The sequence below is a fragment of the Kitasatospora sp. NPDC059408 genome (genome assembly GCF_042751525.1).
Taxonomy (GTDB): Bacteria; Actinomycetota; Actinomycetes; order Streptomycetales; family Streptomycetaceae; genus Kitasatospora.
The window spans coordinates 63,930-87,406 of sequence record NZ_JBHYWI010000038.1 but is presented as its reverse complement, the minus strand read 5'-3'; the positions used below and the strand labels follow the sequence as shown (position 1 = coordinate 87,406).

Genomic DNA, 23,477 nt, shown 5'->3' with positions numbered 1-23,477 from the left:
TCCGACAGGAGGCCGTCCACGCCCTCCCGGTCGGTGGTGTGGTCGTCCGCGAAACGACGGTCACCCGTCGCGTCCGGCACGTGCTTCACACAGACGACGATCCTCAAGGTCATGAGCGGTTCTCCTGTCACGGGTGCACTGGATCCTTGGCCTCAGGTCATGCCGAGGGTACTGAGTGCCAATCCCGGCCCGGCCGCGCCATGCGCCCGCAAGCGCCACCTGGACCGGCATGCCGTGTCGGCTCTCTTCGACTGGCGTCAGAGGCTCCGGGACGACAATACGGCACTCAGTACCCCTCGTAAAGGAACTCAGTACCCTTCACGGTGGCCCGGGGCCCTCGGGCCGTCCTGCGGCGCCGGTCCGCCCAGGGCCACGGCGGCCTCGCCGGTGTGGACGCGGAAGGTGAGCGACTCCTGGAGGTACAGCCGGACGGAGTCGGCGTCGTGGGAGAGGTAGCCGACCGAGACGTCCTGGCCGAGGACGAGTTCGAAGTCGCCGCCGCGGGCGGAGAGCAGGAGGGCGCCCTCGATGGCGGGGGCCCAGATGATCTCGCCGTCCAGGAGCCGGGCGAGGTGGTTGTGGACGGGGTAGCCGTGGTCGCTGGTCTCGTTGACGGCGGTGAACGCGTCCGCGCCGAGGAGCAGCGAGTACGGGCCGCCGACGCCCGCGAGGCGCAGCGCCGTGAGGGCGCGGCTGACGGCATTGGGGTAGTCGCGGACGTCGGCCGGGAGCGGGACGGGCGGGTTGGTGGCGGCGGCGCGGATGCCCTCGATGGCGGCGGCCCGGTAGCCCTCGAAGACGGCGCGGTCCTCGGCGAGGGCGAGGGTGCGGGCGGCGTCCTTGACCGGCTGCCAGTCGGAGTCGCGGGCGCCGCGCTCGACGTCGTCGACGGCCTCGCGCGCGACAGTGAACGGGACGCGGAGCTCGACCACCGGCCGGGCCTCGCGGGCGTGGGCCAGGACGCCGTCGGCGGGCGGGTCGATCGCGGCGAGGTGGCCGGTGCCGACGGCGGCCAGCCCGGCGCCGTCGGGGCCGCGCAGGTCGACGGCGCGGCGGCCGGCGACGTGCAGGGTGAAGGTCTGGCGGGCCTCCTCCTCGATCTCGGCCCAGGCGGCGGCGGAGACGGGGGCGAGGTCCCGGTGCAGGTTGTCCATGGTGCGAAGGTCCTTGTCAGGGGGTCCGCTTGAGGCTGCCGATGCCGAGCGAGCCGTCCCCCGGGACGGCGCCCGGCCCGGGCGGCGGGGGCGGAGGGGTGTCGAGGAAGTCGGCGGTCGGGACGAAGAACAGCGAGCCGGTGACGGCGGTGGAGAAGTCGAGCAGCCGGTCGGTGGTGCCGGGCGGGCGGCCGACGAACATGTTGCGCAGCATCTCCTCGGTCACCTCGGGGGTGCGCGCGTAGCCGATGAAGTAGGTGCCGTACTCGCCGCCGCGCTCGAAGGAGCCGAACGGCATGTTGAAGCGGACGATCTTCCGCTCCCCGCCGTCCGGCCCGGTGAGGACGGTGAGCGCGACGTGCGAGTCGGCGGGCTTGACGTCGTCGTCGAGCTCGATGTCGCCGAGCTTGGTGCGCCCGACCGCCCCCTCCTGCTCCTCGGTGCTCAGCGCGTTCCACTTGTCGAGGTCGTGCAGGTACTTCTGGACGACGACGTAGCTGCCGCCGGCGAAGCCCGGGTCCTCGTCGCCGACCAGCGCGGCGGTCTCGGCGGCGCGGCCCTCGGGGTTCTCGGTGCCGTCGACGAAGCCGAGCAGGTCGCGGTCGTCGAAGTACTGGAAGCCCAGGACGGAGTCGACGACGGCGGCCGCGCCCGCGAGGCGCTCGGTGAGCCGGGCGGCGAGCTCGAAGCAGAGGTCCGTCCGCTCGGCCCGCACGTGCAGCAGGAGGTCGCCGGGGGTGGCCGGGGCGCGGTGGCGGGCGCCGGCCACCTCGCGGAACGGGTGCAGCCCGGCCGGCCTCGGGCCCGCGAAGAGCCGGTCCCAGGCGTCCGAGCCGATGCCGGTGACGCAGGTCAGACCACCCTCGGGAGCGCGGAAGCCGACCGAACGGCGCAGTCCGGCGAGGTCGGGCAGGAGGGCGCGGACGGTGTCCTCGCCGCCGGGGTGCACGGTGAGCACGAGGAAGACGGCCGCGCCGGTCAGCGGGGACAGGACGGCTTGCGGCTCGGGCGGCTCGGGCTGCATGGGCGGTTCCCTCCGGGGGACGTCAGGAAGGCGCCGTCAGGAAGGCGCGAATCTGATCATTCGTACGATTACACCGCAGAGCGGGAGGATCGGCGCGGGCGGCGCGCACCCGGGCGCGGGGCCGGCCGTCGAACCTTCGATCTGTCGCGGTTCCCGCGTCCCGCGCCCTGCTTCCGGCGTCCACTTCCCGCTTCGCGCCGGGCCGCGGGTCCCCCCGACAATGGGATGAGAGCTCCCGAAGGGCGGCGAACCGATGGCGCCGTACATCGCGGTGAGCGCGCTGAGCCACGAGGGCCTGGTGCGCGAGCACAACGAGGACAGCCTCACGATCGGGCCGTGGACGCTCTGCGCCACGGTGACCACCAACCCGCAGACCCTGCTCTTCCCGTTCGGCCCGCCCTGCGTCGTCGCGGTCGCCGACGGCCTCGGCGGCCACCCCGGCGGCGAGGTGGCGAGCGCGCTGGTGGCCCGCCGGCTCGCCGCGGACGGTCCCGGGCTCGGCGACGAGGAGGCGGTCCGCGAGGAGCTCCAGGAGTGCAACCGCGCCGTCTACGCGGCCGCCGCCGAGGAGCCGGAGCTGGCCGCGATGGGCACGACGGTGGCCGGCCTGGTGCTGCTGCCCGAGCGGGCGGTGGCGTTCAACGTCGGCGACAGCCGGGTCTACCGGGTCACCGCGGACGGCCTGCGGCTGGTGAGCGTGGACGACAGCCCGCCGCTGCCGCCAGGCCGGCGCACCACCTCGATGGTCACCCAGACGCTGGGCGGCTCGCTCGGCCTGACCTTCGTCGAACCGCACGTGCGGACGGCCCCGCTCGCCGCCGGCGACCGCTACCTGGTGTGCAGCGACGGGCTGACCGACCCGGTGCCCGAGGAGGAACTCGCCGACCTGCTGGCCCGGGCCTCCGGGGACTCGGACCGGTCGGACGGGAAGGCGGCGTTCGAGCTGTGGCGGGCCGCGATCGAGGCCGGCGGGCCGGACAACATCACGCTGGCGCTGGTGCGGATCGGCGGGTGACCGGGCGCGGAGCGAAACGGCGAAGCCGTGGTGACGATCCGTCACCACGGCTTCACTACAGGCGAGTTGATGCCTACTTGCGGAGCAGCAGGATCGCGCCCGCGGTCACCAGTCCGACCACGACGGCGGCCGCGCCGTACGCCAGGCGGTGCGCCCGCACCACCGGCAGGAAGCGGTCCACGGCGTAGCGGCCGGGGCCGGTCAGGGCGAGCGCGGCGGCGCCGGCCGTGAGCAGCAGCTCGTACTCGTTGCCCTTCGGCAGGAAGAAGCCGCCGCCCCAGGTGACGGCTATCGCGTTGACCATCGTGCCGAGGATCGCGGCGCCGGCCAGCGGGGTGAGCAGGCCGATCGCGAGCGCGAGGCCGCCCGCCGTCTCGGTGAGGCCCGCGACGACGGCCATGGCGTTGCCCGCCGGGTAGCCGCTCGCGGTGAAGAACTGGCCGGTGCCGTCGATCCCGCCGCCGCCGAACCAGCCGAACAGCTTCTGGCTGCCGTGCGCGGCCATGGTCAGTCCGAGCACGAGGCGCAGGAGCAGGAGCCCGGCGTCGTAGGCGTGCGGGGAGGTCTCCGCCGGCCCGGAGGTCACCCGGTTCGAACGGGCGGAAGTGGTGGGGGCGGTCGTGCTCGGGCTGCTGCTCGGCATGCGCGTCTCCATCGATGGGGGGTCGGTCGCGGGGCGGGTGTGGTGATGCGGCCGAGCTCGGACACCCCGCTTTGTTTAACGTTGAACCGGCCGCTCCTCGACCGTACCTTGGAGTTCGAATTTGAACAACTGACGGCGCGCCGACAACTCGCGGGCCCGGCCCTGCGCGGGGCAGGGTGGAGGCATGGCTGAAAGCGCGCACCACGAACTGGCCGCGATTCCCGGCACGCCCTACCCCGAGGCCCTCGCCGCCTTCGGCGAGCAGGTCCGGCTGATCGGCCCCGGCCAGTGGGACGCCCCCACCCCGTGCACCGACTGGTCCGTCCGCGACCTCGTCAACCACCTCACCGGCGAGCAACTGTGGATCCCCGAACTGCTGATGGGCGCCACCGTCGCGGAGGTCGGCGGCCGCTTCGACGGCGACGTCCTCGGCGACGACCCGGTCGCCGCGTGGACGGCCGCCGCCGACGCCGCCAGGCACGCCTTCGCCGTCCCCGGCGCCACCGGGCTCACCGTCCACCTGTCGTTCGGGGACGTCTCCGGGCAGTACTACCTGGACCAGGTCACCACCGACCTCGTCATCCACGCCTGGGACCTCGCCGAGGGCATCGGCCACCCGACCCGGCTGCCCGCCGGCCTCGTCGACTTCGCCCTCGCCGCACTCGGCGGCTACGGCGACCTGTCGGGCACCGGCGCGTTCGCCCCGCCCGTCCCCGTCCCGGACGACGCGGACCCCCAGACCCGCCTGCTCGCCCTCACCGGGCGCCGCGACCACCCCTAGGAGGCCGATGACCTGCGGATTCGCCGTCCACGCCAGCCGATGCCGGACACTGGAGGTAGCCAGGGGGACGTTTCCGTGCGAGAGGCGGGCGTGCCATGCGCAGGCCGGACATCCTCGGCGAGTTCACCGCCGACCACCGGGCGGTCGCCGAGCTGCTCACCCGGATCGAGTCCGCGCCCGACGGCACCGCCGAGCGCACCGACCTGCTGGCGACGCTCACCGACCTGCTGTTCACCCACTGCGCCGCCGAGGAGGAGCACCTCTTCCCGGTCGTCCAGCACGACGTGCCCGACGGCGGGGCGCTGGTCTTCGGCTGCATCCACGACCACCTGGCGATCGGGCAGTACCTGTCCGACCTGCAGGGACTCTCCCCCGGCGACCCCGCCTTCGCCACCCTCCTCGGCGGACTCGCCGACACCGTCCGGCGGCACCACGCGACCGAGGAGAAGCAGCTCTTCCCCGCCGCCCGCAAGGCCCTGCCCGCCGCGGCCCGCGCGGCGCTCGGCGAGCGGCTGCGGGCCGACCGCGAGGAGATCGCCGAGGCCGGCCCGGCTAGCCCTTCGGGCTGATCACCGCGAACCGGCCGCCCGCCGGGTCCTGGAGGCGGGCCACCCGCCCGTACGGGGAGTCGAAGGCGGGGCCGAGCGCCGAACCGCCCAGCTCTTCGGCCATCACGATCGCCCGGTCGGTGTCCTCGACGGAGAACGACACCTCCCAGTGCGGCGGCGCACCCGCCGGGCCGCCCGCCTGCTCCTTGGCGAGCGCCGCGACGCTGTGGCCCTCCGCCCGCAGCACCACCCGGTCGTGCTCCCAGCGCACGTCGAACCGCTCCGGGTCGCGGCCGTCCCAGCGGAACACCTCGCCGTAGAACAGGGCCGCGGCGAACGGGTCCGGGGTGCGCAGCTCGATCCAGACCGGGGCGCCCGGCAGGTCCAGCCGCCGGGCCCGGCCCGGCGGGCCCTCCCAGATGCCGAACGCGGCGCCGACCGGGTCCGCGGCGAACGCGATCCGCCCGACGTCGAAGGCCAGCGGCCCGACGGCCAGCGTGGCCCCGCGCTCGCGCACCGCGTCGGCGGCGGCGTCGGCGCTCTCCGTCCCGAAGTAGCTCGTCCACGCGACCGGGATCGCCCAGCCGCCGCCCGCGACACCCAGCCCGGCCACCGCCTCGCCGCCGACCACCGCGTGCACGTAGGGGCCGAAGCGGTCCGGCCCGGGCTCGAACTCCCAGCCCAGCAGCGGCCCGTAGAACGCCTGCGCGTCCCCCAGGTCCCGGGCCGTCAGGCTCACCCAGCACGGAACGGCCGCCACGCAGCGCACCCGGGCGGTCTCACCGCTGCCCATCGCGGACCTCCTCGCCACCACCCGGCCGCCGGGCCCCTCCCGACACCCGCGGCCCACCGGCCGCCCGGGACGCCCACAGCCTAGGCCGACGGACGTACCCCCGCCCGGCCCGACACGGCCGCGTTCAGCGCACCCAGTTCTTGAGCGGCTCGGTGTCCAGGGAGATGCCGACGGGCTCGGGCAGATCCACGGTCTTGCCGAAGGGGAGGATCTGGACGGTCTCGTAGCGGACGCCGTCGGGCTGGCTGTAGACCTTGACCTCGGCGCTGTCCCGGTCGATCAGCAGGTACAGCGGGATGCCGCTCTCGGCATAGGCACGGGGCTTGTCGATGCGGTCACGCTGATTGGTGTCGGAGTCGAACGAGGTGACCTCCGCGACCATCAGCACCTCGTCCGTCACGGCCCAGTCCCCCTGCCCGACAAAGGCGTCGGCATCAGCGAGCGTGCCGTCCGGACGGGCGTTGCCGCCTCGGTAGCCCTGAAGTTTCAGGCCCTGATCGTGCAGGTAGAGCTCCGGCCGGGCTTGGATGCAGATCCGCACGAGCCACTGAACGATACGGCCGTGATCGCCGTCTGGCACCGGCTTGATCCCCAACTTCCCGTTGATGAACTCTGGCCGGATGCCTTCGACGGTCCGGGCCAGGGCACGAGCGAACTCCTCGAACTCCTCGGGCAGCATCAGCGGGCGGTCGGAGATTGCGGTCACGGACTTTCCTCCCTCGCCTGGGCACCCCCCGATTCAACGATCACACCGGCGGGTTGGTTACGGGCTGTCTGACCTTCTGACCATAGCCCTCGTCGACTGTGATGCAGGTCACATTCGATGGCGAAATATCCGGGGACGGAATCCCCGTTTGGACTCTCGTAGGCAGAAGCGGGGAGAAGTTCCCCGGTATCCTGATGAGGAGCAGTCGTCGTGACCACCGCCGCCACCAAGCCGGCCCGTTCCGCGGAGAGCGTCCGGGCGCCCAAGTTGCGTGCCGATGCCACCCGGAACCGGGAGCGGATCGTGCTGGCGGCCCGGGACGCGTTCGTCGAGCACGGTGCCGAGGTGCCGCTGGACGAGATCGCGAAGCGGGCGGGGGTCGGCAACGCCACGCTGTACCGGAACTTCCCGGACCGCACGTCGCTGATCAAGGCCGTGGCGCTGCTCGTCAAGGGCCGCATCCTGGCCCTCGCCGAGACGGCGGCCGCCGAGGCGGACGCGGACGGCGGCACCGGCCCGTTCGACGCGCTCCAGCGGTTCGCGCACGCGACCGTCGAGGAGAAGGTCGGCGCGCTGTGCACGGTCTTCGGCACCCGGGTGGACCCGTTCGACCCGGACGTCGTCGAGATCCGCGACCGGATGCGCGCGGCCGTCGGCGGCCTGCTGGAGCGGGCCCGCGCGGCGGGCGAGCTGCGGCCGGACGTCGACCACGGCGACCTGTTCATCGCGATCGCCCAGCTCTCCCGTCCCCTGCCGAACACCTCCTGCCGGATGCTCGACGACTTCGTGCACCGGCACCTCCAGCTCTTCCTGGACGGCCTGCGGGCACCCGCCCGTTCGGTCCTGCCCGGCCGGCCCGCCACCTTCGAGGACTTCCAGGCCGCCCACCACTGATCCGTTCCGACCCCCAGAGCCCCACGCCCCCGACCGACCGGAGCCCCCAGGCCGCGAGGCCTGACCCCGGCATGCCCGCGTACGGCGCCGACTCGCGCGCGCCGTAAGCCCGTCGACCCCTCTCCCGCCCCGCACGCACCCGTGAAGTGAGTACCGCCATGCCCGAAACCGACGCCCGCCCGGCGACGCTGCCCGATCCCAGGCGCTGGAAGGCGCTGATCTTCATCGGCCTCGCCCAGCTGATGGTCGTCCTCGACGCGACCATCGTGAACATCGCCCTGCCGTCCGCCCAGCGCGACCTCGGCATATCCGACGGCAACCGCCAGTGGGTCATCACCGCCTACGCCCTGGCCTTCGGCGGCCTCCTGCTGTTCGGCGGCCGGATCGCCGACCTGTGGGGCCGCAAGCGCACCTTCATCGTCGGCCTGACCGGCTTCGCCCTCGCCTCCGCGCTCGGCGGCGCCGCGGCCAACACCGCGATGCTGCTCGGCGCCCGCGCCCTCCAGGGCGCGTTCGGCGCGCTGCTCGCGCCCGCCGCGCTGTCCCTGCTCGCGGTGACCTTCACCGAGGCCAAGGAGCGCGCCAAGGCCTTCGGCATCTACGGCGCGATCGCCGGCGGCGGCGGCGCCATCGGTCTGATCCTCGGCGGCCTGCTCACCGAGTACATGAACTGGCGCTGGACCTTCTTCGTCAACATCCCGTTCGCGATCATCGCCGCCGCGGGCGCCGTCCTGGTGATCCGCGAGCCCGCCGAGGGCCGCAACCGCAACCGCCTGGACGTCCCGGGCGTGCTGCTGGTGACCACCGGCCTGGTCTCCCTGGTCTACGGCTTCACCCGCGCCGAGACGAGCGGCTGGACGGCCGGCAGCACGCTGGGCCTGTTCGTCGCCGCCGCCCTGCTGCTGACCGCGTTCGTCATGGTCGAGCGCCGGGTGAAGGCCCCGCTGCTGCCGCTGCGCGTGGTGCTCGACCGCAACCGCGGCGGGGTCTACCTGTCGCTCGGCATGGCCGTGATCGGCATGTTCGGCCTGTTCCTGTTCCTGACCTACTACCTGCAGATCGTGCTGGGCTACAGCCCGGTCCTGACCGGCGTCGCGTTCCTGCCGATGGTGGCGGGCATGATCACCGGCTCGACCCAGATCGGCGCCCGGCTGATGACCAGGGTCCCGGCGCGCTTCCTGATGGCGCCCGGCTTCCTGGTCGCCTCGATCGGCATGCTGATCCTCACCCAGATCGGCCTGGACTCCTCCTACCCGGTCCACATCCTGCCCGGCCTGATCCTGATGGGCCTCGGCATGGGCACCGCGTTCATGCCGGCCATGAGCCTCGCCACGCACGGCGTGCAGCCGCGCGACGCGGGCGTGGCCTCGGCGATGGTCAACACCTCGCAGCAGGTCGGCGGCGCGATCGGCACCGCGCTGCTGAACACCATCGCGGCCAGCGCCACCACCGGCTGGCTGGCCTCGCACCTGACCGCCGCCGCCGCGGCCGACCCGGCCGCCGCCAAGGTGCTGCAGTTCCAGGGCATGGTGCACGGCTTCTCGACCGCGATCTGGGTGTCCTTCGGGATCCTGGTGGCGGCCTCGGCCGTGGCCTTCACCTTCGTCAACGCGGGCCGTCCCGGCGCGACGAGCGGCTCGGCCGCCGGTGCCGAGGAGGCCGTCGAGGTGCCGGTGCTGGCGCACTGACCCCCGGCCCCGAGGGGCGGAACTCCGGGTGCGTACGCGGCCCGTCCGGTGTCTCACGGCACCGGGCGGGCCGTTCGCCGTCCTTCTCGCCGTTCCGCGCCGACCGGGCGCCCGGTGCACCCGGGCAGCCCCCGCCCCCTCGAAGCGGCGGCCCCGATCGACGAGAATGACGGGTACCGCGAGATGTCCGCGGGCCGCCGTCACCGGTCCGGCCCCCGGTCCCCCACGCCAGCGGGAGGACATCGTGCACGACCGCACCGAGCAGCTCTCCGACAGCAGGTACCTGCTGCTCACCACGTTCGGCGACGACGGCAGCCGCCTGGAGTCGCAGATCTGGGTGGTCGCCGACGGCCCGGCCCTCGGGGTCTGGACGCCGGCCCACTCGGGCGCGGCCGAGCGGATCCGGCACCACCCCAGGGTGCTGGTCGGCCCCTGCGACGCCCACGGGCGCCCGACCGGCCGCCGGATCCCGGCCCGCGCGCGGGTCTGCGACGCGGACTCCACCGCGCGCTACCGCACCTCGCTGATCAACAAGTACGGCCTGACGGCCCTGCTCGTACTGGCCCGCAGCCGCTTCCGGGTCGGACTCGCGGGGACGGTCGGCATCCGGATCACGATCGACGAGCTGGAGCAGCGGCTGGTCGGGCCGGAGTGGCAACTGCCGACGACGTACTGCCCGAACTGAACCCGCGCCCAACCGAACCCGCGGCGGACTGAACCTGCGTCGGACACGGCTTCGGCCGCCCCCTCGCGAGGGCCCGGGTTCAGTCCCCGTCGTCGGGCGCCCGGGCCAGGTCCCCGGGCTCGCAGGCCTCCCGGCCGGTCGCCACGTGCACGACCCGGACCGCCCGCTCGGGACCGCCCGGCACGACCCGCTGCTCGTGCCCGCAGCGCGGACAGATCAGCGGGATGCGCGGCCGGTTCGGATCCCGTTCGCCTTCCCGGGGGTGCCCCCGCGCGTCTCCGCGGGAACCCGGGCCGCCGCCGGGGCCGGTCACGTCAGCGGGTGGGTCGGGATCGGACTGACGTCCTGGATCTCGCCGTGGGCCTTGGTCAGGAGCTGCGACGCGAGGTCGTTGAGCGCCCGGGCCCCCGCGATCTCCTCGCCGACCCGCAGCTGTTCCGGGTCCGAGGGGTGGCGGCTGCTGTAGCCGTGGGCGCGCACCTCGCTGCCGTCGCTCAGCCGGAGCAGGGCGGCGGCGGTCGTCCGCGGGCCCTCCTCGCGGAACTCCATCTCGATGTGCCAACCGACCAGAGTCTGCATGGCGGATCACCTCCATCGGTTACTCCTCCAGAGTGCGCCGCACCCGGCGTCCGCACCAGGCCAGAGCGGTCCGCACCCGGCGTCCGCACCAGGCCAGAGCGGTCCGCACCCGGCCGGAGCGGTCCGGAGCGATCCGGGGGGCGAGTTGAACACGTTCAACTCGGCGGCGTAGAGTCGCGGCTGCGAGTAAGTTTGAACACGTTCAAGGAGGTGCCCGGTTGTCCGGGACGGGGATGTCAGGGATGGGGAGGGGCACGACCGAGCTGGTCGACCTGGTGATCCTGCTCGGCATGGGCGCGGTCGTCCCGCTCGGCCTCGGCCTGATCGGCGGGCCCGGGCTCGCCCGCGTCCGCCGGCTCTGGCCGCTCGCCGCCGTCCCCGGGGCCCTGTCGCTCTGGCTCCCGCGCGGCGGGTTCGCGGCCGGGTGCGCCGTGCTGTACCTGCTCGGCACGCTCGCCGTCGCCGCCCACGCGCCGCTGCGGCTGGCCCGCACGCGTTCGCTCGCACCGCGCGAGATCGCCGTCCTGATGGCGCTCGCCACGCCCTCGGTGGCCGGGACGGCCCTGGTCGCCGAGCGCGCCGGGTACCCGCTGTTCGGCTTCGAGCCGCACGTCCTGGCCCTGACCGTCCCGCACTTCCACTTCGCCGGGTTCACCGCCGCCCTGGTCGCCGGGCTCGTCTGCCGGGCCGCCGCGCCGGACTCCGTGGCGGCCCGCGCCGCCGCGCTCAGCGTCCCGGCGGGCACGCTGCTGGTCCTCGCCGGCTACTTCCTCGGCGCCTGGGTGCAGTTCGCCGGCGCCGTCGTCCTCACCACCGGCATGTGGCTCGTCGGCCTCCTCACCTGGCGCGAACTGCGCACCCGCACGGCCGACCCGGTCACCGCCCGCCTGCTCGCCGTGTCCTCGGCGGTCCTCGCGCTCACGATGCTGCTCGCCCTGTGGTGGGCCCTCGGCCAGGCGTCCGGGCTGCCCCACCCCACGCTCACCTGGATGGCCGCCACCCACGGCGTCGGCAACGCGCTGGGCTTCGCCCTGTGCTCGCTGCTCGCCTGGCGCCGGCTGCAGGCGGAGACACCACCGCCGCTGCGCACCGACCTCCCGCTCACCACCCACCGATGAACGAGGGCCACCCGTGGACGACCTCAGCTACCCCGAAGCCGGCGCCAGCTCGACCGGTCAACTGCCCGACGGGTACAACCACTTGACGCACCGCGTGCGGATCGGCCACGGACGGGCCGCCCTGGAGGTGGCCGGCGCCGCGATCCTCGGCTGGCGCATGCACCGCCTGGCCGGCGTGCGGATCGACGCGGACGCCGACGCCGTGCCCGGCCTCGCCGTGCGGTGCGCGATCGGACTCGGCCCGCTGCGCGCGGGCGCCCCGAACCGGGTCCTGCGCACCGAGACCGGCCCGGACCGCTACGGCCTCACCTACGGCACCCGCAGCGGCCACCTGGCCAGCGGCGAGGAGACGTTCCGGGTGGAGCTGGGGCCGGACGGGGCGGTCTGGTTCACGGTCACCGCGTTCAGCCGCCCGGTGGCCCTGTACGCCCGCCTGGCCGGGCCCGTCCTGCCGCTCGCCCAGCAGGCCTTCGCCCGGCGGTGCGGGCGGGTGCTCGCGCACATCGCCGCCGACGCCGGGTGACGGTGCCCGGCCGTGGCCCGGCGGCGAAAAGCCGTAGCGCGGCCGCGAAAAGCCGTGGCGCGGCGGATCGCCGATTCGCCATCATGCCGGGGTGATCCTGATGCAGCCCGTGCTGGAAACCGCCGCCCTCGACGACTTCGACCTGTGGCCGATCGGCACGTCCACGCCCTACGGGTTCATCGTCGTGGACGGCCGGACGGCGCCCGCCGACGTCGGCACGGCGCTCGCGAGCATCGCCGACGGCACCACCCCCTGGGAGGGCGACGCCCCCGACCCGGACGAGGCGGACGACCCGGTCGCCGCGTTCCTGTTCGGCCTGCTCAACAGCCCGTACCCGTACGCACCCGGCGGCTTCCGCGTCACCGACACCGCCACCGGGACGGTCTTCGACCCCGGCTGCTGCAACGGCCTCGAAGAGTGGCGCGAGTGGCTGGAGGTGCTCGACGGCGAGGGCACCGGCGGCTTCGGCCACGGCCCGACCCCGCTGGCCCAGCGCCTCGGCGACGTCGTCCGGCTGACCGTCGACACGGGCCTCAAGCAGGACAGCCCGGTCATCGAGGTGCCCGTCGACGAGCTCCGCGCCCTGGTCGTGCGCGCCGAGCAGGACCTGCGCGACTTCGTCGGGCTCGCCGAGCGCTGGGCCGAGCGGTACCTCCCGGAGCACGCCGCCGGGATCGCCGCCGCGCTCGCGCGGATACCCGACCCGGTGACGGAGGACTGAACACCGAAAACCGAGGACCGAGGACGTGACCAGCTTCCACACCCACCGGGCCCTCGTACACGACGCCCGGCTCCCCGTCCGGCGGCGGCACGCGGCGCTGCGCACGTGCGTCACCTGCTTCGCGCCGTACGGGTTCAGGGCGACGTACCACCACCTCACGCTGAGCGCCCGAATCCCGCGACGGCTGGAGGCGGATCCGGACGCGCTCGTCCGCGCGGTCGAGGAACTGCACGAGGCGCGGACGCTGTGGCTCGCGCGCGCGGCGGAGTTCGCGGCGCGGCGCCGGGCGGAGAAGCGGGCCGGGCGCAGGTCCGTGCCGGCTCCGCGGCCGTGGTGGCTGCGGAGGTACGACAGCGTCGGGAACGAGGCCTGGTACGACGACCCGTTCCGCCATCCGGCGCTGCGGCTGCCCGACTACGTCCGCCGGCAGAACGCGCTGCTGGACGGTGCCGAGCTGCCCGGGTGCCCGGCCTGCGGGGACGAGGGGGCCGCGGTGGCGGTCCCGACCGGGCACGGCACGGCCGAGGTGTGCCCGGCGTGCGCGCTGGTGCTCCGGCCGTGCGGCGCGTGCGGGCAGCGGCACCGGGAGCTCCTGCCGTCCGCGCCGCGCGCCTGGCGCGGGATCTGGCGGCGCTCGCACATGACCGACGAGGGCACGCCCAGCCCGCACTGGCCTCGGCGGGCCTGAACCGCCACGGGCCCGAATCGCGGCGGGCCCGAACCGTGGCGGGCCCGAACCGTGGCGGGCCCGAACCGTGGCGGGCCTGACGTGCGACGGGCTCAGGCCCGGTGGGCCGGGACGGAGACGAGCACGGCGCCGGTGCCCTGGACACGCACCTCGAAGTGGTCGATCTGGCCCGGCTGGAACGCGGTGCCCCCACCGGTGTGCAGCGTGTCCCCGCTGTCCGGCTCGCCGTAGCCGTCCGCCGGAACGTTCCAGGTGGTGACCGTCTGGTGCTCGCCACCGTGCGAGACCGCGACCAGGGTGCACGTCAACGGTCCCTGGACATTGGACAGTTGGAGACTCACCCGGCTGCCCCAGGTGACGCCGTCCACTCCGACGACGGCCTGGGCACCGGTCTGCGGGTCGGTCGCGGAGAACTGCTGCGCGACGGCGACCACCGCGGGCGTGGCGCTGCCGCTGACCACCGCAGCCGTGACCACCGGGCCCGCGGCCACCATCGCGCTCGCGGCCAGCGCCAGCACCAGCCGCCGCACCCGGCCCCGCCGCCGGCCGGCCGAGACCTCGGCGACCAGCCGGTCCAGGAGGGCGGGGTCGGGGCCCGGGGCCGGCCCGGCCGGATCGAGGCCGAGCGCCGCGGCCGAGGCCGCGTACTCGGCCAGCACGGGCTCGACCGGGCCGAGCTCCGCGACCTGCGCCGCGCACTGCGGGCACCCGGCCAGGTGCTCCTCGAACGCGGCGCGCTCGGCGGGCTCCAGCAGGCCGAGGACGTACGCGCCGGCGTCGACGTGGTCGGCTCCGCCGGGGGCGGGGTCGGGGCGGTCGGTCACGATGTCACTCCCCGTTCCTCCAGTGCGAGCCTGAGCGAGCGCAGTGCGTAGAACACCCGCGACCGGACGGTCCCGGCCGGGATGCCGAGTTCGGCGGCCGCCTCCTTGGCGGTGCGGCCCTTGAGGTAGGTCTCGACGATGATCTCCCGGTGGGCGGGCGAGAGGTCGCCGAGGGCGTCCGCGATGGTCATCATCCGCAGGGCCCGGTCGAGTTCGTCGTCGGCGGGCATCAGCTCCAGCGGCGCGGCGTCCACCTCGCGGGGCCGGGCGAGCGCGCCGCGGTGGTCGTCGATGACGATCCGGCGCGCGACCGTGACCAGCCAGGGGCGCAGCGAGCGGGCCGCCGGGTCGAGCCGGTGGATGTTGCGCCAGGCCCGGACGAGCGTCTCCTGCACGACGTCCTCGGCGCGCTGGCGGTCGCCGGCGACCAGGTGGAGCACGAAGCCGTAGAGCGGACCGGCGTGCTCGCGGTACAGGGCGCGCATCAGCTCCTCGTCCGACGCCCCCGGCCCGCGTGCGGCGGCCTCACCGCGGGGGTGCTCCTCGGTCACCACTTCATCGTTGCGCACCCCTGCCTCCCGGGCCAGGGCCTGTCTTCGAACCCCCGCCTGCCGTGCGACGCCGGGGCACGCGCCTCGCCGCGTTGTCGTCGGTCGCCGATGTCCCCCAGCCTGACGGCCGGGAGGTGCCCCCACCGCATGGACTCCCTCCTCCGCCTTGCGATCCACGCACCCCCACGCCGCACGGCCCGCCCTCCGGGCGGACGACGGGGGTTCGAAGACAGGCCCTGGGCATCGTCACGGGTCAGTAGCCGCTGCTCGGCGCGGTGGGCTTCGGGGTCGCCGGGGCGCTCGGCATCGGGGTGGTGCCGGTCGCGACGCCCGCCTTGTCGCCGGTCGGGGTCAGCGCGTGCCAGATGCCGCCGAAGCCCTGACCCTTCGTGTCACCGGGCTTGGTGTCCGGTGCGTACCGGTAGACCGGCCAGCCGTTGACGGTGACCTGCTTGGTGCCGTCGTCGCGGGTGAAGGAGCCGACGAGCTTGCTGTCGATGCCCTTGACGGTGACGTTTCCGGTGGACTGCTCGGGCGGCCAGAGCGAGGAGCAGCCGGTGTTGCAGTACGAGTCCGGCGGGCTGCTCTCGTCCTTGTCGAAGCGGTAGAGCGTGAAGCCGGAGCCGTCGGTGATGATCGTCCCGAGCTTGGGGTCCGTCGCGGTCTGCAGGGTCGTGCCGCCGGCGGCCGGGGGCTGGCTCGGGGCCGGGGTGCCCGGGGCCGGGGTACTCGGCGCGGCCGGCGCGCTCGGGGTGCTCGGGGTGCTGGGCTTGGCGCTCGAACCGGAGCCGGAGGACCCGCAGCCGGCCACGAGGGCGGTCACGGCGAGGCCGGAGGCGGCGAGCAGCGCGGCCCGCCGCGTGCGGGGGTTGCTGCGCATGGTGGGCTCCCGTGGTCGGGGGCGGAGTGGACACCCTTCTGTACGGACGGTGGCGGCGCGCTGCTCACCGGGGCGCCACACCGGGGGAGGACGGTGGAAGAGAACGGTGAAAGGGGCGGTGGAATAGGCCGTGCCGGCGTGCCGTTGTGGCGTGCACAGGTCCGAACCGCCTCCTCCGGAAGGGAAGGAATCGCGAGATGAGCAACACGGTCGAGCTGACCAAGGAGAACTTCGACGACATCGTCCCCGGCCCCGAGGGCAAGGACTTCGTCTTCATCGACTTCTGGGCCGGGTGGTGCGGGCCGTGCCGCCAGTTCGCCCCGGTGTACGAGAAGGCCGCCGCGCGCCACCAGGACCTCGTGTTCGCCAAGGTGGACACCGAGGCCCAGCAGGAGCTGGCGTCCGCGTTCGGGATCCAGTCGATCCCGACGCTGGCGATCATCCGCGAGGGCGTGCTCGTCTTCTCGCAGGCCGGCGCGCTGCCGGAGGCGGTGTTCGAGGACCTGATCGGCCAGGCCAGGAAGCTGGACATGGCCGAGGTGAAGCGCAAGGTCGCCGAGGAGCAGGCAGCGCAGGGCACGGCGTGACCTGCTGATCAACTTACGGGCGGGCCCGGGGAGTCGACCTCCCCGGGCCCGCTCCACGCTGCCAGCCGGGCCGCCAGCGCCCGGACTTCGTCGCGCAGCGCGTCCGGCGTGCGGACGGTGAACGGGCGGCCGAGGCCCGCGAGCAGCACGGCGACGCCGTCCAGGTTCTGCGCCCGGGCGCGCAGCAGTACGCGCCCCTCGGCCAGCTCGGTGACCGTCCCGACGGCGCGCGGCAGGCGCTTGCGCGCCTCTTCGAGCGTCATCCCGAGCTCCACCTCCACCCGGTGCGTCCACGGCACCCCCGCCAGCGACTCGACGACGCGCTGCACCGGGTCGACGTCGGCCGGCGGCTCGAACCCGGTCCCGCGCGACTCGGCCCGGACGATCCGGTCCAGGCGGAACGTCCGCTCCTCGCCGCTGCGGTGGTCGAGCCCGGTGGTGTACCAGCGGCCCGAGTGGAAGACCAGGCCGTACGGGTCGAACTCCTGCTCGCTGGGCCGGTCCTCGCGGTCCCGGTAGACGAGCAGCACCCGGCGCCGGCAGCGGGCCGCGTCGGCCAGCGTGAACAGTGCGGCGGCCGCCGGACCCGGCCCGGCGGCGGGCGCGGCGCTCAGGCCGAGGGTCTGCTCGACGGCGTCGATCCGCTCGCGCAGGGCGGGCGGCAGCACCCGCCGGATCTTCGCGAGCGCCGTCCCGGCGGCCCGCTCCCCCACCGTCAGGCCCGTGCTGCGCCCGGCGAGGAGGCCCAGCACGACGGAGGCGGCCTCGTCGGCGGTGAGCATGAGGGGAGGGAGGCGGTAGCCGGGCAGCAGCCGGTAGCCGCCGTAGCGGCCGCGGTCGGCGCGCACGGGAATGCCGAGGTCGGCCAGGCGGGCGGTGTAGCGGCGGACGGTGCGCTCGTCGACGTCCAGGCGGGCGGCGAGTTCGGCGGCGGTAAGGCCCGGGTGGTCCTGGAGCAGTTCGAGCAGAGCGAGTACGCGACTGACCGGGTGGTCCATCGGTTCCCCCGTTCTCATCCGGGCGGGTTCTGTCCGGATTCGATCCTAGAGTCGTCGGCGACGGGGGTCGGCCCCCGGGTTCCCGCCGACGCGAAGGAGCGATCCACCATGAGCACGTTCGTACTGGTCCCCGGTTTCTGGCTCGGTGCCTGGGCGTGGGACGAGGTTGCGGCGCCGCTGCGCGCGGCCGGGCACGCGGTGTACGCGGTGAGCCTGCCCGGGCTCGCCGAACGCGCCGGGGAGAAGGGCGACTTCGGGCTGGAGGACCACATCGCCGACCTGGCCGGCCTGCTGGTCCGCGAGGACCTGCACGACGTGGTGCTGGTCGCGCACAGCGGCGCCTGCGCCCCGGTCGGCGGGATCGCCGACCGGATGCCGGAACGCGTGCGCCGGGTGGTCTACCTGGACAGCGGGCCGATGGTCGACGGCAGTTCGGTGTACGACCTGTGGCAGCCCGACTACCGCGCCTGGGCCGACGCCTCGGTGGTCGACGGCCGGCTGCCGATGCCGTCCTGGGCCGCCATCGCCGAGCACGGCGCGAGCACGGAGGGCCTGGACGAGGCGATGCTCGCCCGGATCGGCGCGCGGACCACCCCGCACCCCGTCGGCGCCTACCTGGACCGGCTCCGGCTCACCGGCGCCGGGGCCGCGCTGCCGCAGGCGCTGGTGGCCTGCTCGTTCCCGCTCGCCCAGGTGCGCGCGATGATCGAGGCGGGCCACCCGTGGTTCGCGGGGCTGGACGGGCCGAACTGGGAGCTGCGCGAACTGCCCACCGGGCACTGGCCGATGTTCTCCCGGCCGGCCGACACGGCCACGGTGCTGGCGGAACTCGCGGCGCTCTGAGCGGCGCTCCGGGCCGCCCCCGGCGCCGCGCGTCCACCTGCTCGACCGTCTGCTCGATCGCCCGCCGTCCGCGTGTTCGCCTGCGCGGACGGCGGGCGTCGGCGCAGGATGGGCACGGCGCCGGGCACGCGGTCCGGCGCCGGTCCGGCAGGGAGACCGGACCCGAGCGGAGAGCGAGCACCGCCCATGAGCGAACAGCCCGCCGGCACCACCACCGAGCCGGAGTTCAAGCGGGTCACCACCACCGTCGTCACCGGGAGCGCCACAGACGCGCCGTACCACGTCGACGTCAAGGCCGGCACCCACCCGCTGACCGCCGACGAGCCGGCGCGGCGCGGCGGCTCGGACAGCGGCCCGGAACCGTTCGCCCTCCTCCTTGCCTCGCTCGGCTCGTGCACGGCGATCACCCTGCGGATGTACGCCGAGCGCAAGGAGTGGCCGCTGGATACGGTCCGGGTCAGGCTCGGGTACGAGACGAACGGAGCGCGCGGGCGGATCACCCGCAGGGTCGCGCTCTCCGGGGCGCTCGACGAAGCGCAGCGCGCCCGACTGCTCGACATCTGCGAGCGCACGCCCGTCACGCTGGCCTTGGGGTCCGGGGTGACCATCGACACGACGGAGGACCGCGCATGACCACCACGCCCGAGGAGTTCGACGTCATCGTCCTGGGCGCCGGGCCGACCGGCGAGAACGTGGCCGACCGGACGGTCGCGGCCGGACTGCGCACGGTGATCGTCGAGGCCGAACTGGTCGGCGGCGAGTGCTCGTACTGGGCCTGCATGCCGAGCAAGGCACTGCTGCGCCCGGCGGCGGCGCTCGCCGACGCCCGCGCGGTGGCCGGCTCGCGCGAGGCCGTCGGCGAGGGGCGGCTCGACGCGGCCGCGGTGCTGGCCCGGCGGGACTCCTTCACCTCGCACTGGCGGGACGACGGCCAGGTGAAGTGGCTGCGCGACACCGGCATCGAGCTGGTGCGCGGCCACGGCCGGCTGGCCGGCGCACGGACCGTGACGGTCGAGGCGGAGGACGGCGGCGAGCGGGTGCTGACCGCCCGGCACGCCGTCGCCGTGTGCACCGGCAGCCGCCCGGTGCTGCCGGCCGGGGTGCCGGGGCTGGCGGAGGCCCGGGCGTGGACCAACCGGGAGGCCACCGGGGCCCCCGCCGTCCCCGGGCGCCTCGCGGTGGTCGGCGGCGGGGTGGTCGGCGTGGAGATGGCGACGGCGTGGCGGGCACTGGGTGCGGAGGTCGTCCTGCTGGTGCGCGGCGGCGGGCTGCTGCCGCGGATGGAGCCGTTCGCGGGCGAGCTCGTCGGCGACGGCCTGCGCGAGGCCGGGGTGGACGTCCGGTTCGGGGTGGAGGTCACCGCGCTGGAACGGGCGGACGGCTCCGGACCGGTCGTGCTGACGCTGTCGGACGGCGAGCGGCTGAGCGTCGACGAGGTGCTGTACGCGACCGGGCGGGCCCCGCGCACCGCGGACATCGGCCTGGAGCAGGTCGGGCTGAAGCCGGGCGACTGGCTGGAGGTGGACGACAGCTGCACGGTGCTCGGTGTGCCCGGCGAGTGGCTCTACGCCGCCGGGGACGTCAACCACCGGGCGCTGCTCACCCACCAGGGCAAGTACCAGGCGCGGATCACCGGCGCGGCCATCGCGGCCCGGGCCAAGGGGCGTGAGCTGGACACCTCGCGCTGGGGCGCGCACGCCGCGTCGGCCGACAGCGCCGGCGCGCCGCAGGTCGTCTTCACGCAACCGGAAGTCGCCGCCGTCGGCCTGACCCTGGCGGCGGCCGAGCGGGCCGGGCTGCGGGTCAAGGCCGTCGATCACGACCTCGGCGCCGTGGCCGGGGCCTCGCTGTACGGCGACGACTACCGCGGCCGGGCCCGGGTGGTGTTCGACCTGGATCGTCAGGTGCTGGTCGGTGCCTGCCTGGTCGGCCCCGCGGTCGCCGAACTGCTGCACTCGGCGACCGTCGCGGTGGTCGGCGAGGTGCCGATCGACCGGCTCTGGCACGCCGTGCCCGCGTACCCGACGATCAGCGAGGTGTGGCTGCGGCTCCTGGAGGGCTGCCGGGGCTGAGCGCCTGATCCCGTCCTCCGTCCGCCGTCCCCCGAGGTCACCGGCTCGGCGCTGCCCGGCACCGCTCGGCGCTGCTCGGCGCGGCGAGATGTGACCTCGGGTGGACGGCGGGAGACTGGCAGTCGGGGGACGTCCCGGGGGGCGGTTTCTCGTGACCAGGTGGTGTGTTGGCATGACCGAGTTGCTGTTGGCCGTCGGAACCGAGAAGGGCCTCTTTCTCGGCCGCAGCCGCGACCGGCTGAGCTGGGAGTTCAGCGGGCCGCACTTCCCGATGAACGCGATCTACTCCGTCTCCGTGGACCGCCGCGAGGGCCGCGCCCGGCTGCTGGTGGGCGCCGACAGCAGCCACTGGGGCCCGTCGGTGTGGCGCTCCGACGACCTCGGCACCAGCTGGAACGAGCCCGCCGAGCCCGCGATCCGCTTCCCCGAGGACACCGGCGCCTCGCTCACCAGGGTCTGGCAGCTCCAGCCCGCCGGGCCCGAGGCACCCGGCGTCGTGTACGCGGGCACCGAACCGGCCGCGCTGTTCCGCTCCGAGGACGGGGGCGAGACCTTCGCCCTCGTCCGGGCCCTGTGGGACCACCCGCAGCGCTCCCAGTGGGGCGCCGGCTACGGCGGCCAGGGCCTGCACACCATCCTCACCGACCCGCGCGACCCGCAGCGGCTCCTGGTCGCCGTCTCCAGCGGCGGCGTCTACCGCAGCAAGGACGGCGGCGAGAGCTGGGAGCCGTCCAACACCGGTCTGCGCGCCGAGTTCTTCCCCGAAGAGAGCCAGTACCCGGAGTTCGGCCAGTGCGTCCACAAGATCGCCCCGGACCCGGTCCACCCCGACCGCCTCTACCTGCAGAACCACGGCGGTGTGTACCGCAGCGACGACTGGGGCGCGAGCTGGCGGACGATCGTCGACGGGCTGCCCGCCGAATTCGGCTTCGCGATCGCCGCGCACCCGCGCCGCGGCGACACCGCCTACCTGTTCCCGCTCGGCGGCTCCGGCGACCGCATCCCGCCCGGCCGCCGCTGCCGGGTCTTCCGCACCGAGGACGCCGGCGACAGCTGGCAGCCGCTCGCCGACGGCCTGCCCGGCGAGGACCACTACGGCATCGTGCTGCGCGACGCCCTGCGCACCGACGACGCCGACCCGGCCGGCATCTACTTCGGCAACCGCACCGGTGACGTGTACGCCAGCCACGACGAGGGCGACAGCTGGACGCTGCTCAAGTCCCACCTGCCCGACGTGCTGTGCGTGCGCGCGGCCGTGATCTCCTGACGCAGGGCCGCCGTCGGCCCGGAACACCGGAACGGAGCCGGCACGCGGCCGGAACGGGGCTGGTACGCGGCCGGAACGGGGCCGGTAGGACGCCGGTACGAGGCCGGCAGAGGGCCTGCACGAAGCCTGTGTTCGGAACAAACCGTTGCCCCCGGTCGTCCGGGCTGGTCAGTATGGCCGGAACACGAACGATCTCGACGATGGGGCAGGCGTGGCGGAGACGGACTGGGTGATCGGGCGGACCTCCGACGGGGTGCCGGTGGTGCGGTACCGGCGGGGCGAGCGGGAGGGCCTGCCGTGGGCCGACCTGCTCGAAGTCCTCGACGGATCCGGCGGGGTGGACCCGGTGGAGTTCGTGCGCGACACCATGCCGGGGTGGGCGGTCTCCGGATCCGCCGAGTTCGGCCGGGAGTTGCTGGCGCGCGGCGCCACGCCGCTGCGGCACGCCCACTCGCTGCGGCGCGACCTGGTGGCCGACCCGCCGCCCGCCGACTGGACGGACGCGCCACTGCGGGAGGGCCTGCGGGCGGCGCCCTGCGACCGCGCGCCCGAGGAGCTGTTCGACGCGTGGCGGGCCGCGTTCGCCCCCGGACACGTGGACCGGTTCGCGGGCGACGACCGCCGGGCGCTGGCCGAACGGCTCGCCCCGCTGCTCGCCGGCACGGCCATCGGGCCCGTGCTGCCCGCCAGTGTGCTCGCCGTGGACGCGGACGACCGGGTGGTGGGCGGCGTCGTGCTCACCGACTGGGCCGGTGTGCCGTGGGTCGGTGAGGTCTTCCGCCACCCCGGGCGCGGCTACCCCGGGCTCGGCACCGACCTGCTGCGCCGGGCCGTCGCGGACTGCGCCCGCCGCGGGCTCGCCGAGGTGCAGCTGACCGTGACCGAGGGCAACCCGGCCCGCCGGGTGTACGAGCGGCTCGGCTTCGCCCTGGTGCACACGGCCCTGACCGTGATCGTGCCGGGCGGCGCCCCGGCGGCCGGCTGACCGCCACCGGCCGCCGCCGTGCCCCCGGCGACCCGTCACCGGGCCAGCTCCAGCACCACGATCCCGGCCAGCACGGTGACGCTGGCCGTCAGCCGCAGCCGGCCCAGGCGCTCGCGGAACACCGCCGTGGCGATCAGCGCGGCGATCACGATGCTCGTCTCCCGCAGCGCCGCGATCGTCGCGAGGTCCCCCCGGGACTGCGCCCACACCACCAGCCCGTAGGCCGTCAGCGAGAGCACGCCGCCCACGATGCCGAGCGGCGCCACCCGGCCGACCCCGACCAGCAGCGAGCGGCCGCGCCGCAGCCACACGACCAGCACGAGCGCCGGCCCCTGGAGCAGGAACAGGCAGGCCACGTAGCCGCCGACCGTGCCGGCGTGCCGGACCCCGCTGCCGTCCAGCACGGTGTAGAGCGCGATCATCACCCCGGTGCCCGCCGCGGCCCCCAGCGCGGGCAGCTGCGCCCGCCCCGGCACCCCCTTGGCGAAGGCCAGCCCGATCAGGCCGCAGGAGATCACCGCGACTCCCACCAGCTCGCCCGCGCCCGGGTGCCGGCCCAGCACGGCCACGGATATCAGCGCCACCAGCAGCGGCGCCGATCCGCGCGCGACCGGGTACATCTGCCCGAAGTCCCCCAGCTGGTAGGCCCGCAGGAGCAGCACCGTGGACACCGTCTGGACCACCGTGGAGGCCAGCAGGTAGGGCCAACTGGCGGCGGCCGGCAGCGGGTTGAGCAGCACCAGGACGACGGCGCACGCGGTGTACGTCAGGTTGATCAGCGCGAAGCCGACCAGCTTGTCCGGGATCCGGTGCGCGAGACCGTTCCAGACGGCGTGCAGCAGTGCCGCGGCGAGCACGACGACGGGCACGGCCGACGCGGATTCCGGCATGGCGGGACTCCCCTCCGACG

At 74.7% G+C, this 23,477-nt stretch carries 27 protein-coding genes and 1 pseudogene; 16 read left to right on the top strand and 12 right to left on the bottom strand.

Translation table 11 applies throughout. The features are described from left to right. From ACFXDE_RS24635 to ACFXDE_RS24625, 3 genes and pseudogenes are all read right to left on the bottom strand, one after another. A pseudogene (locus ACFXDE_RS24635) lies at window positions 1-113 on the bottom strand (electron transfer flavoprotein subunit beta); the annotation flags it as partial. Between the two features lie 195 nt (window positions 114-308). Next, window positions 309-1,154 (bottom strand): family 1 encapsulin nanocompartment shell protein, encoded by an 846-nt coding sequence (locus ACFXDE_RS24630; protein ID WP_380437359.1) that lies wholly within the window; start codon window positions 1,152-1,154, stop codon window positions 309-311. 16 nt (window positions 1,155-1,170) lie between these two features. Continuing rightward, window positions 1,171-2,178, bottom strand: a complete 1,008-nt coding sequence (locus ACFXDE_RS24625; RefSeq protein ID WP_380496944.1) for a Dyp-type peroxidase — start codon at window positions 2,176-2,178, stop codon at window positions 1,171-1,173. Window positions 2,179-2,431: 253 nt separating this feature from the next. On the opposite strand from ACFXDE_RS24625, the gene ACFXDE_RS24620 reads away from it, so the two are divergent. Continuing rightward, window positions 2,432-3,193 carry a PP2C family protein-serine/threonine phosphatase gene (locus ACFXDE_RS24620; RefSeq protein WP_380496943.1) on the top strand — a complete coding sequence of 254 codons (762 nt, stop codon included), beginning with the start codon at window positions 2,432-2,434 and terminating at the stop codon, window positions 3,191-3,193. 73 nt (window positions 3,194-3,266) lie between these two features. On the opposite strand, the gene ACFXDE_RS24615 is transcribed toward ACFXDE_RS24620, so the two are convergent. After that, entirely contained in the window at window positions 3,267-3,836 is a 570-nt protein-coding gene (locus ACFXDE_RS24615) for a DoxX family protein (protein ID WP_380496942.1), read from the bottom strand. 184 nt (window positions 3,837-4,020) lie between these two features. On the opposite strand from ACFXDE_RS24615, the gene ACFXDE_RS24610 reads away from it, so the two are divergent. Both ACFXDE_RS24610 and ACFXDE_RS24605 read left to right on the top strand, forming a co-directional pair. Beyond that, a complete protein-coding gene (locus ACFXDE_RS24610) occupies window positions 4,021-4,617 on the top strand; it encodes a TIGR03086 family metal-binding protein (protein WP_380496941.1) in 597 nt (198 codons plus the stop codon). A 95-nt stretch (window positions 4,618-4,712) separates the two neighbouring features. Beyond that, the gene (locus ACFXDE_RS24605; protein WP_380496940.1) at window positions 4,713-5,186 is read left to right on the top strand and encodes a hemerythrin domain-containing protein; all 474 of its coding nucleotides are present in this window, start codon (window positions 4,713-4,715) and stop codon (window positions 5,184-5,186) included. On the opposite strand, the gene ACFXDE_RS24600 is transcribed toward ACFXDE_RS24605, so the two are convergent. Continuing rightward, on the bottom strand, window positions 5,170-5,958 hold the full coding sequence (locus ACFXDE_RS24600; RefSeq protein WP_380496938.1) for a VOC family protein: 789 nt from the start codon (window positions 5,956-5,958) through the stop codon (window positions 5,170-5,172). The two genes, ACFXDE_RS24605 and ACFXDE_RS24600, sit on opposite strands and share 17 nt — an antisense overlap. 124 nt (window positions 5,959-6,082) lie before the next feature. Continuing rightward, the gene (locus ACFXDE_RS24595) at window positions 6,083-6,664 is read right to left on the bottom strand and encodes a Uma2 family endonuclease (RefSeq protein WP_380496937.1); all 582 of its coding nucleotides are present in this window, start codon (window positions 6,662-6,664) and stop codon (window positions 6,083-6,085) included. Window positions 6,665-6,874: 210 nt separating this feature from the next. Between ACFXDE_RS24595 and ACFXDE_RS24590 the strand changes: the two genes are divergently transcribed. The 3 genes from ACFXDE_RS24590 (at window position 6,875) to ACFXDE_RS24580 (ending at window position 9,931) form a co-directional block, all read left to right on the top strand. Further along, window positions 6,875-7,558, top strand: a complete 684-nt coding sequence (locus tag ACFXDE_RS24590; RefSeq protein ID WP_380496936.1) for a TetR/AcrR family transcriptional regulator — start codon at window positions 6,875-6,877, stop codon at window positions 7,556-7,558. A gap of 158 nt (window positions 7,559-7,716) precedes the next feature. Next, window positions 7,717-9,246, top strand: coding sequence for an MFS transporter (locus ACFXDE_RS24585; protein WP_380496935.1), 1,530 nt, complete (start codon window positions 7,717-7,719; stop codon window positions 9,244-9,246). A gap of 244 nt (window positions 9,247-9,490) precedes the next feature. After that, a complete protein-coding gene (locus ACFXDE_RS24580; protein WP_380496934.1) occupies window positions 9,491-9,931 on the top strand; it encodes a PPOX class F420-dependent oxidoreductase in 441 nt (146 codons plus the stop codon). A 309-nt stretch (window positions 9,932-10,240) separates the two neighbouring features. On the opposite strand, the gene ACFXDE_RS24575 is transcribed toward ACFXDE_RS24580, so the two are convergent. After that, complete coding sequence (locus ACFXDE_RS24575) at window positions 10,241-10,510, bottom strand: DUF1876 domain-containing protein (RefSeq protein WP_380437379.1); 270 nt, start codon at window positions 10,508-10,510, stop codon at window positions 10,241-10,243. Between the two features lie 242 nt (window positions 10,511-10,752). Here ACFXDE_RS24575 and ACFXDE_RS24570 point away from each other — a divergent pair, with 242 nt between their 5' ends. The 4 genes from ACFXDE_RS24570 (at window position 10,753) to ACFXDE_RS24555 (ending at window position 13,560) form a co-directional block, all read left to right on the top strand. Then, window positions 10,753-11,628, top strand: coding sequence for a YndJ family protein (locus ACFXDE_RS24570; RefSeq protein WP_380496933.1), 876 nt, complete (start codon window positions 10,753-10,755; stop codon window positions 11,626-11,628). Between the two features lie 13 nt (window positions 11,629-11,641). Beyond that, window positions 11,642-12,151, top strand: coding sequence for a DUF1990 family protein (locus ACFXDE_RS24565; RefSeq protein WP_380496931.1), 510 nt, complete (start codon window positions 11,642-11,644; stop codon window positions 12,149-12,151). Between the two features lie 100 nt (window positions 12,152-12,251). Beyond that, on the top strand, window positions 12,252-12,872 hold the full coding sequence (locus ACFXDE_RS24560) for a hypothetical protein (RefSeq protein ID WP_380496946.1): 621 nt from the start codon (window positions 12,252-12,254) through the stop codon (window positions 12,870-12,872). Between the two features lie 25 nt (window positions 12,873-12,897). Further along, window positions 12,898-13,560: a hypothetical protein gene (locus ACFXDE_RS24555; RefSeq protein ID WP_380496930.1), complete on the top strand. Its 663-nt coding sequence runs from the start codon at window positions 12,898-12,900 to the stop codon at window positions 13,558-13,560. Between the two features lie 92 nt (window positions 13,561-13,652). Here the strand turns inward: ACFXDE_RS24555 and ACFXDE_RS24550 are convergent, their stop codons facing one another. The 3 genes from ACFXDE_RS24550 to ACFXDE_RS24540 form a co-directional block, all read right to left on the bottom strand. Continuing rightward, the gene (locus ACFXDE_RS24550; protein WP_380496929.1) at window positions 13,653-14,384 is read right to left on the bottom strand and encodes an anti-sigma factor family protein; all 732 of its coding nucleotides are present in this window, start codon (window positions 14,382-14,384) and stop codon (window positions 13,653-13,655) included. Then, window positions 14,381-14,953, bottom strand: coding sequence for a sigma-70 family RNA polymerase sigma factor (locus ACFXDE_RS24545; RefSeq protein ID WP_380496927.1), 573 nt, complete (start codon window positions 14,951-14,953; stop codon window positions 14,381-14,383). Before ACFXDE_RS24545 ends, ACFXDE_RS24550 begins: the two co-directional genes overlap by 4 nt. 235 nt (window positions 14,954-15,188) lie before the next feature. Next, window positions 15,189-15,815 (bottom strand): hypothetical protein, encoded by a 627-nt coding sequence (locus tag ACFXDE_RS24540; RefSeq protein WP_380496926.1) that lies wholly within the window; start codon window positions 15,813-15,815, stop codon window positions 15,189-15,191. A 146-nt stretch (window positions 15,816-15,961) separates the two neighbouring features. On the opposite strand from ACFXDE_RS24540, the gene ACFXDE_RS24535 reads away from it, so the two are divergent. Further along, window positions 15,962-16,402, top strand: a complete 441-nt coding sequence (locus tag ACFXDE_RS24535) for a thioredoxin family protein (protein ID WP_380496925.1) — start codon at window positions 15,962-15,964, stop codon at window positions 16,400-16,402. 8 nt (window positions 16,403-16,410) lie between these two features. On the opposite strand, the gene ACFXDE_RS24530 is transcribed toward ACFXDE_RS24535, so the two are convergent. After that, window positions 16,411-17,400 (bottom strand): helix-turn-helix transcriptional regulator, encoded by a 990-nt coding sequence (locus ACFXDE_RS24530; RefSeq protein ID WP_380496924.1) that lies wholly within the window; start codon window positions 17,398-17,400, stop codon window positions 16,411-16,413. A 108-nt stretch (window positions 17,401-17,508) separates the two neighbouring features. On the opposite strand from ACFXDE_RS24530, the gene ACFXDE_RS24525 reads away from it, so the two are divergent. The 5 genes from ACFXDE_RS24525 (at window position 17,509) to ACFXDE_RS24505 (ending at window position 22,567) form a co-directional block, all read left to right on the top strand. After that, entirely contained in the window at window positions 17,509-18,243 is a 735-nt protein-coding gene (locus tag ACFXDE_RS24525) for an alpha/beta fold hydrolase (protein WP_380496923.1), read from the top strand. A 186-nt stretch (window positions 18,244-18,429) separates the two neighbouring features. Beyond that, complete coding sequence (locus ACFXDE_RS24520) at window positions 18,430-18,876, top strand: OsmC family protein (protein ID WP_380496922.1); 447 nt, start codon at window positions 18,430-18,432, stop codon at window positions 18,874-18,876. After that, on the top strand, window positions 18,873-20,315 hold the full coding sequence (locus ACFXDE_RS24515; protein ID WP_380496921.1) for a dihydrolipoyl dehydrogenase family protein: 1,443 nt from the start codon (window positions 18,873-18,875) through the stop codon (window positions 20,313-20,315). Before ACFXDE_RS24520 ends, ACFXDE_RS24515 begins: the two co-directional genes overlap by 4 nt. A 172-nt stretch (window positions 20,316-20,487) precedes the next feature. Continuing rightward, a complete protein-coding gene (locus tag ACFXDE_RS24510) occupies window positions 20,488-21,582 on the top strand; it encodes a WD40/YVTN/BNR-like repeat-containing protein (protein WP_380496920.1) in 1,095 nt (364 codons plus the stop codon). Window positions 21,583-21,793: 211 nt separating this feature from the next. Next, window positions 21,794-22,567 (top strand): GNAT family N-acetyltransferase, encoded by a 774-nt coding sequence (locus tag ACFXDE_RS24505; RefSeq protein ID WP_380496919.1) that lies wholly within the window; start codon window positions 21,794-21,796, stop codon window positions 22,565-22,567. Between the two features lie 35 nt (window positions 22,568-22,602). Here ACFXDE_RS24505 and ACFXDE_RS24500 read toward each other — a convergent pair whose 3' ends face one another. Beyond that, window positions 22,603-23,457 (bottom strand): EamA family transporter, encoded by an 855-nt coding sequence (locus ACFXDE_RS24500; protein WP_380496918.1) that lies wholly within the window; start codon window positions 23,455-23,457, stop codon window positions 22,603-22,605. Between the last annotated feature and the right edge of the window lie 20 nt (window positions 23,458-23,477).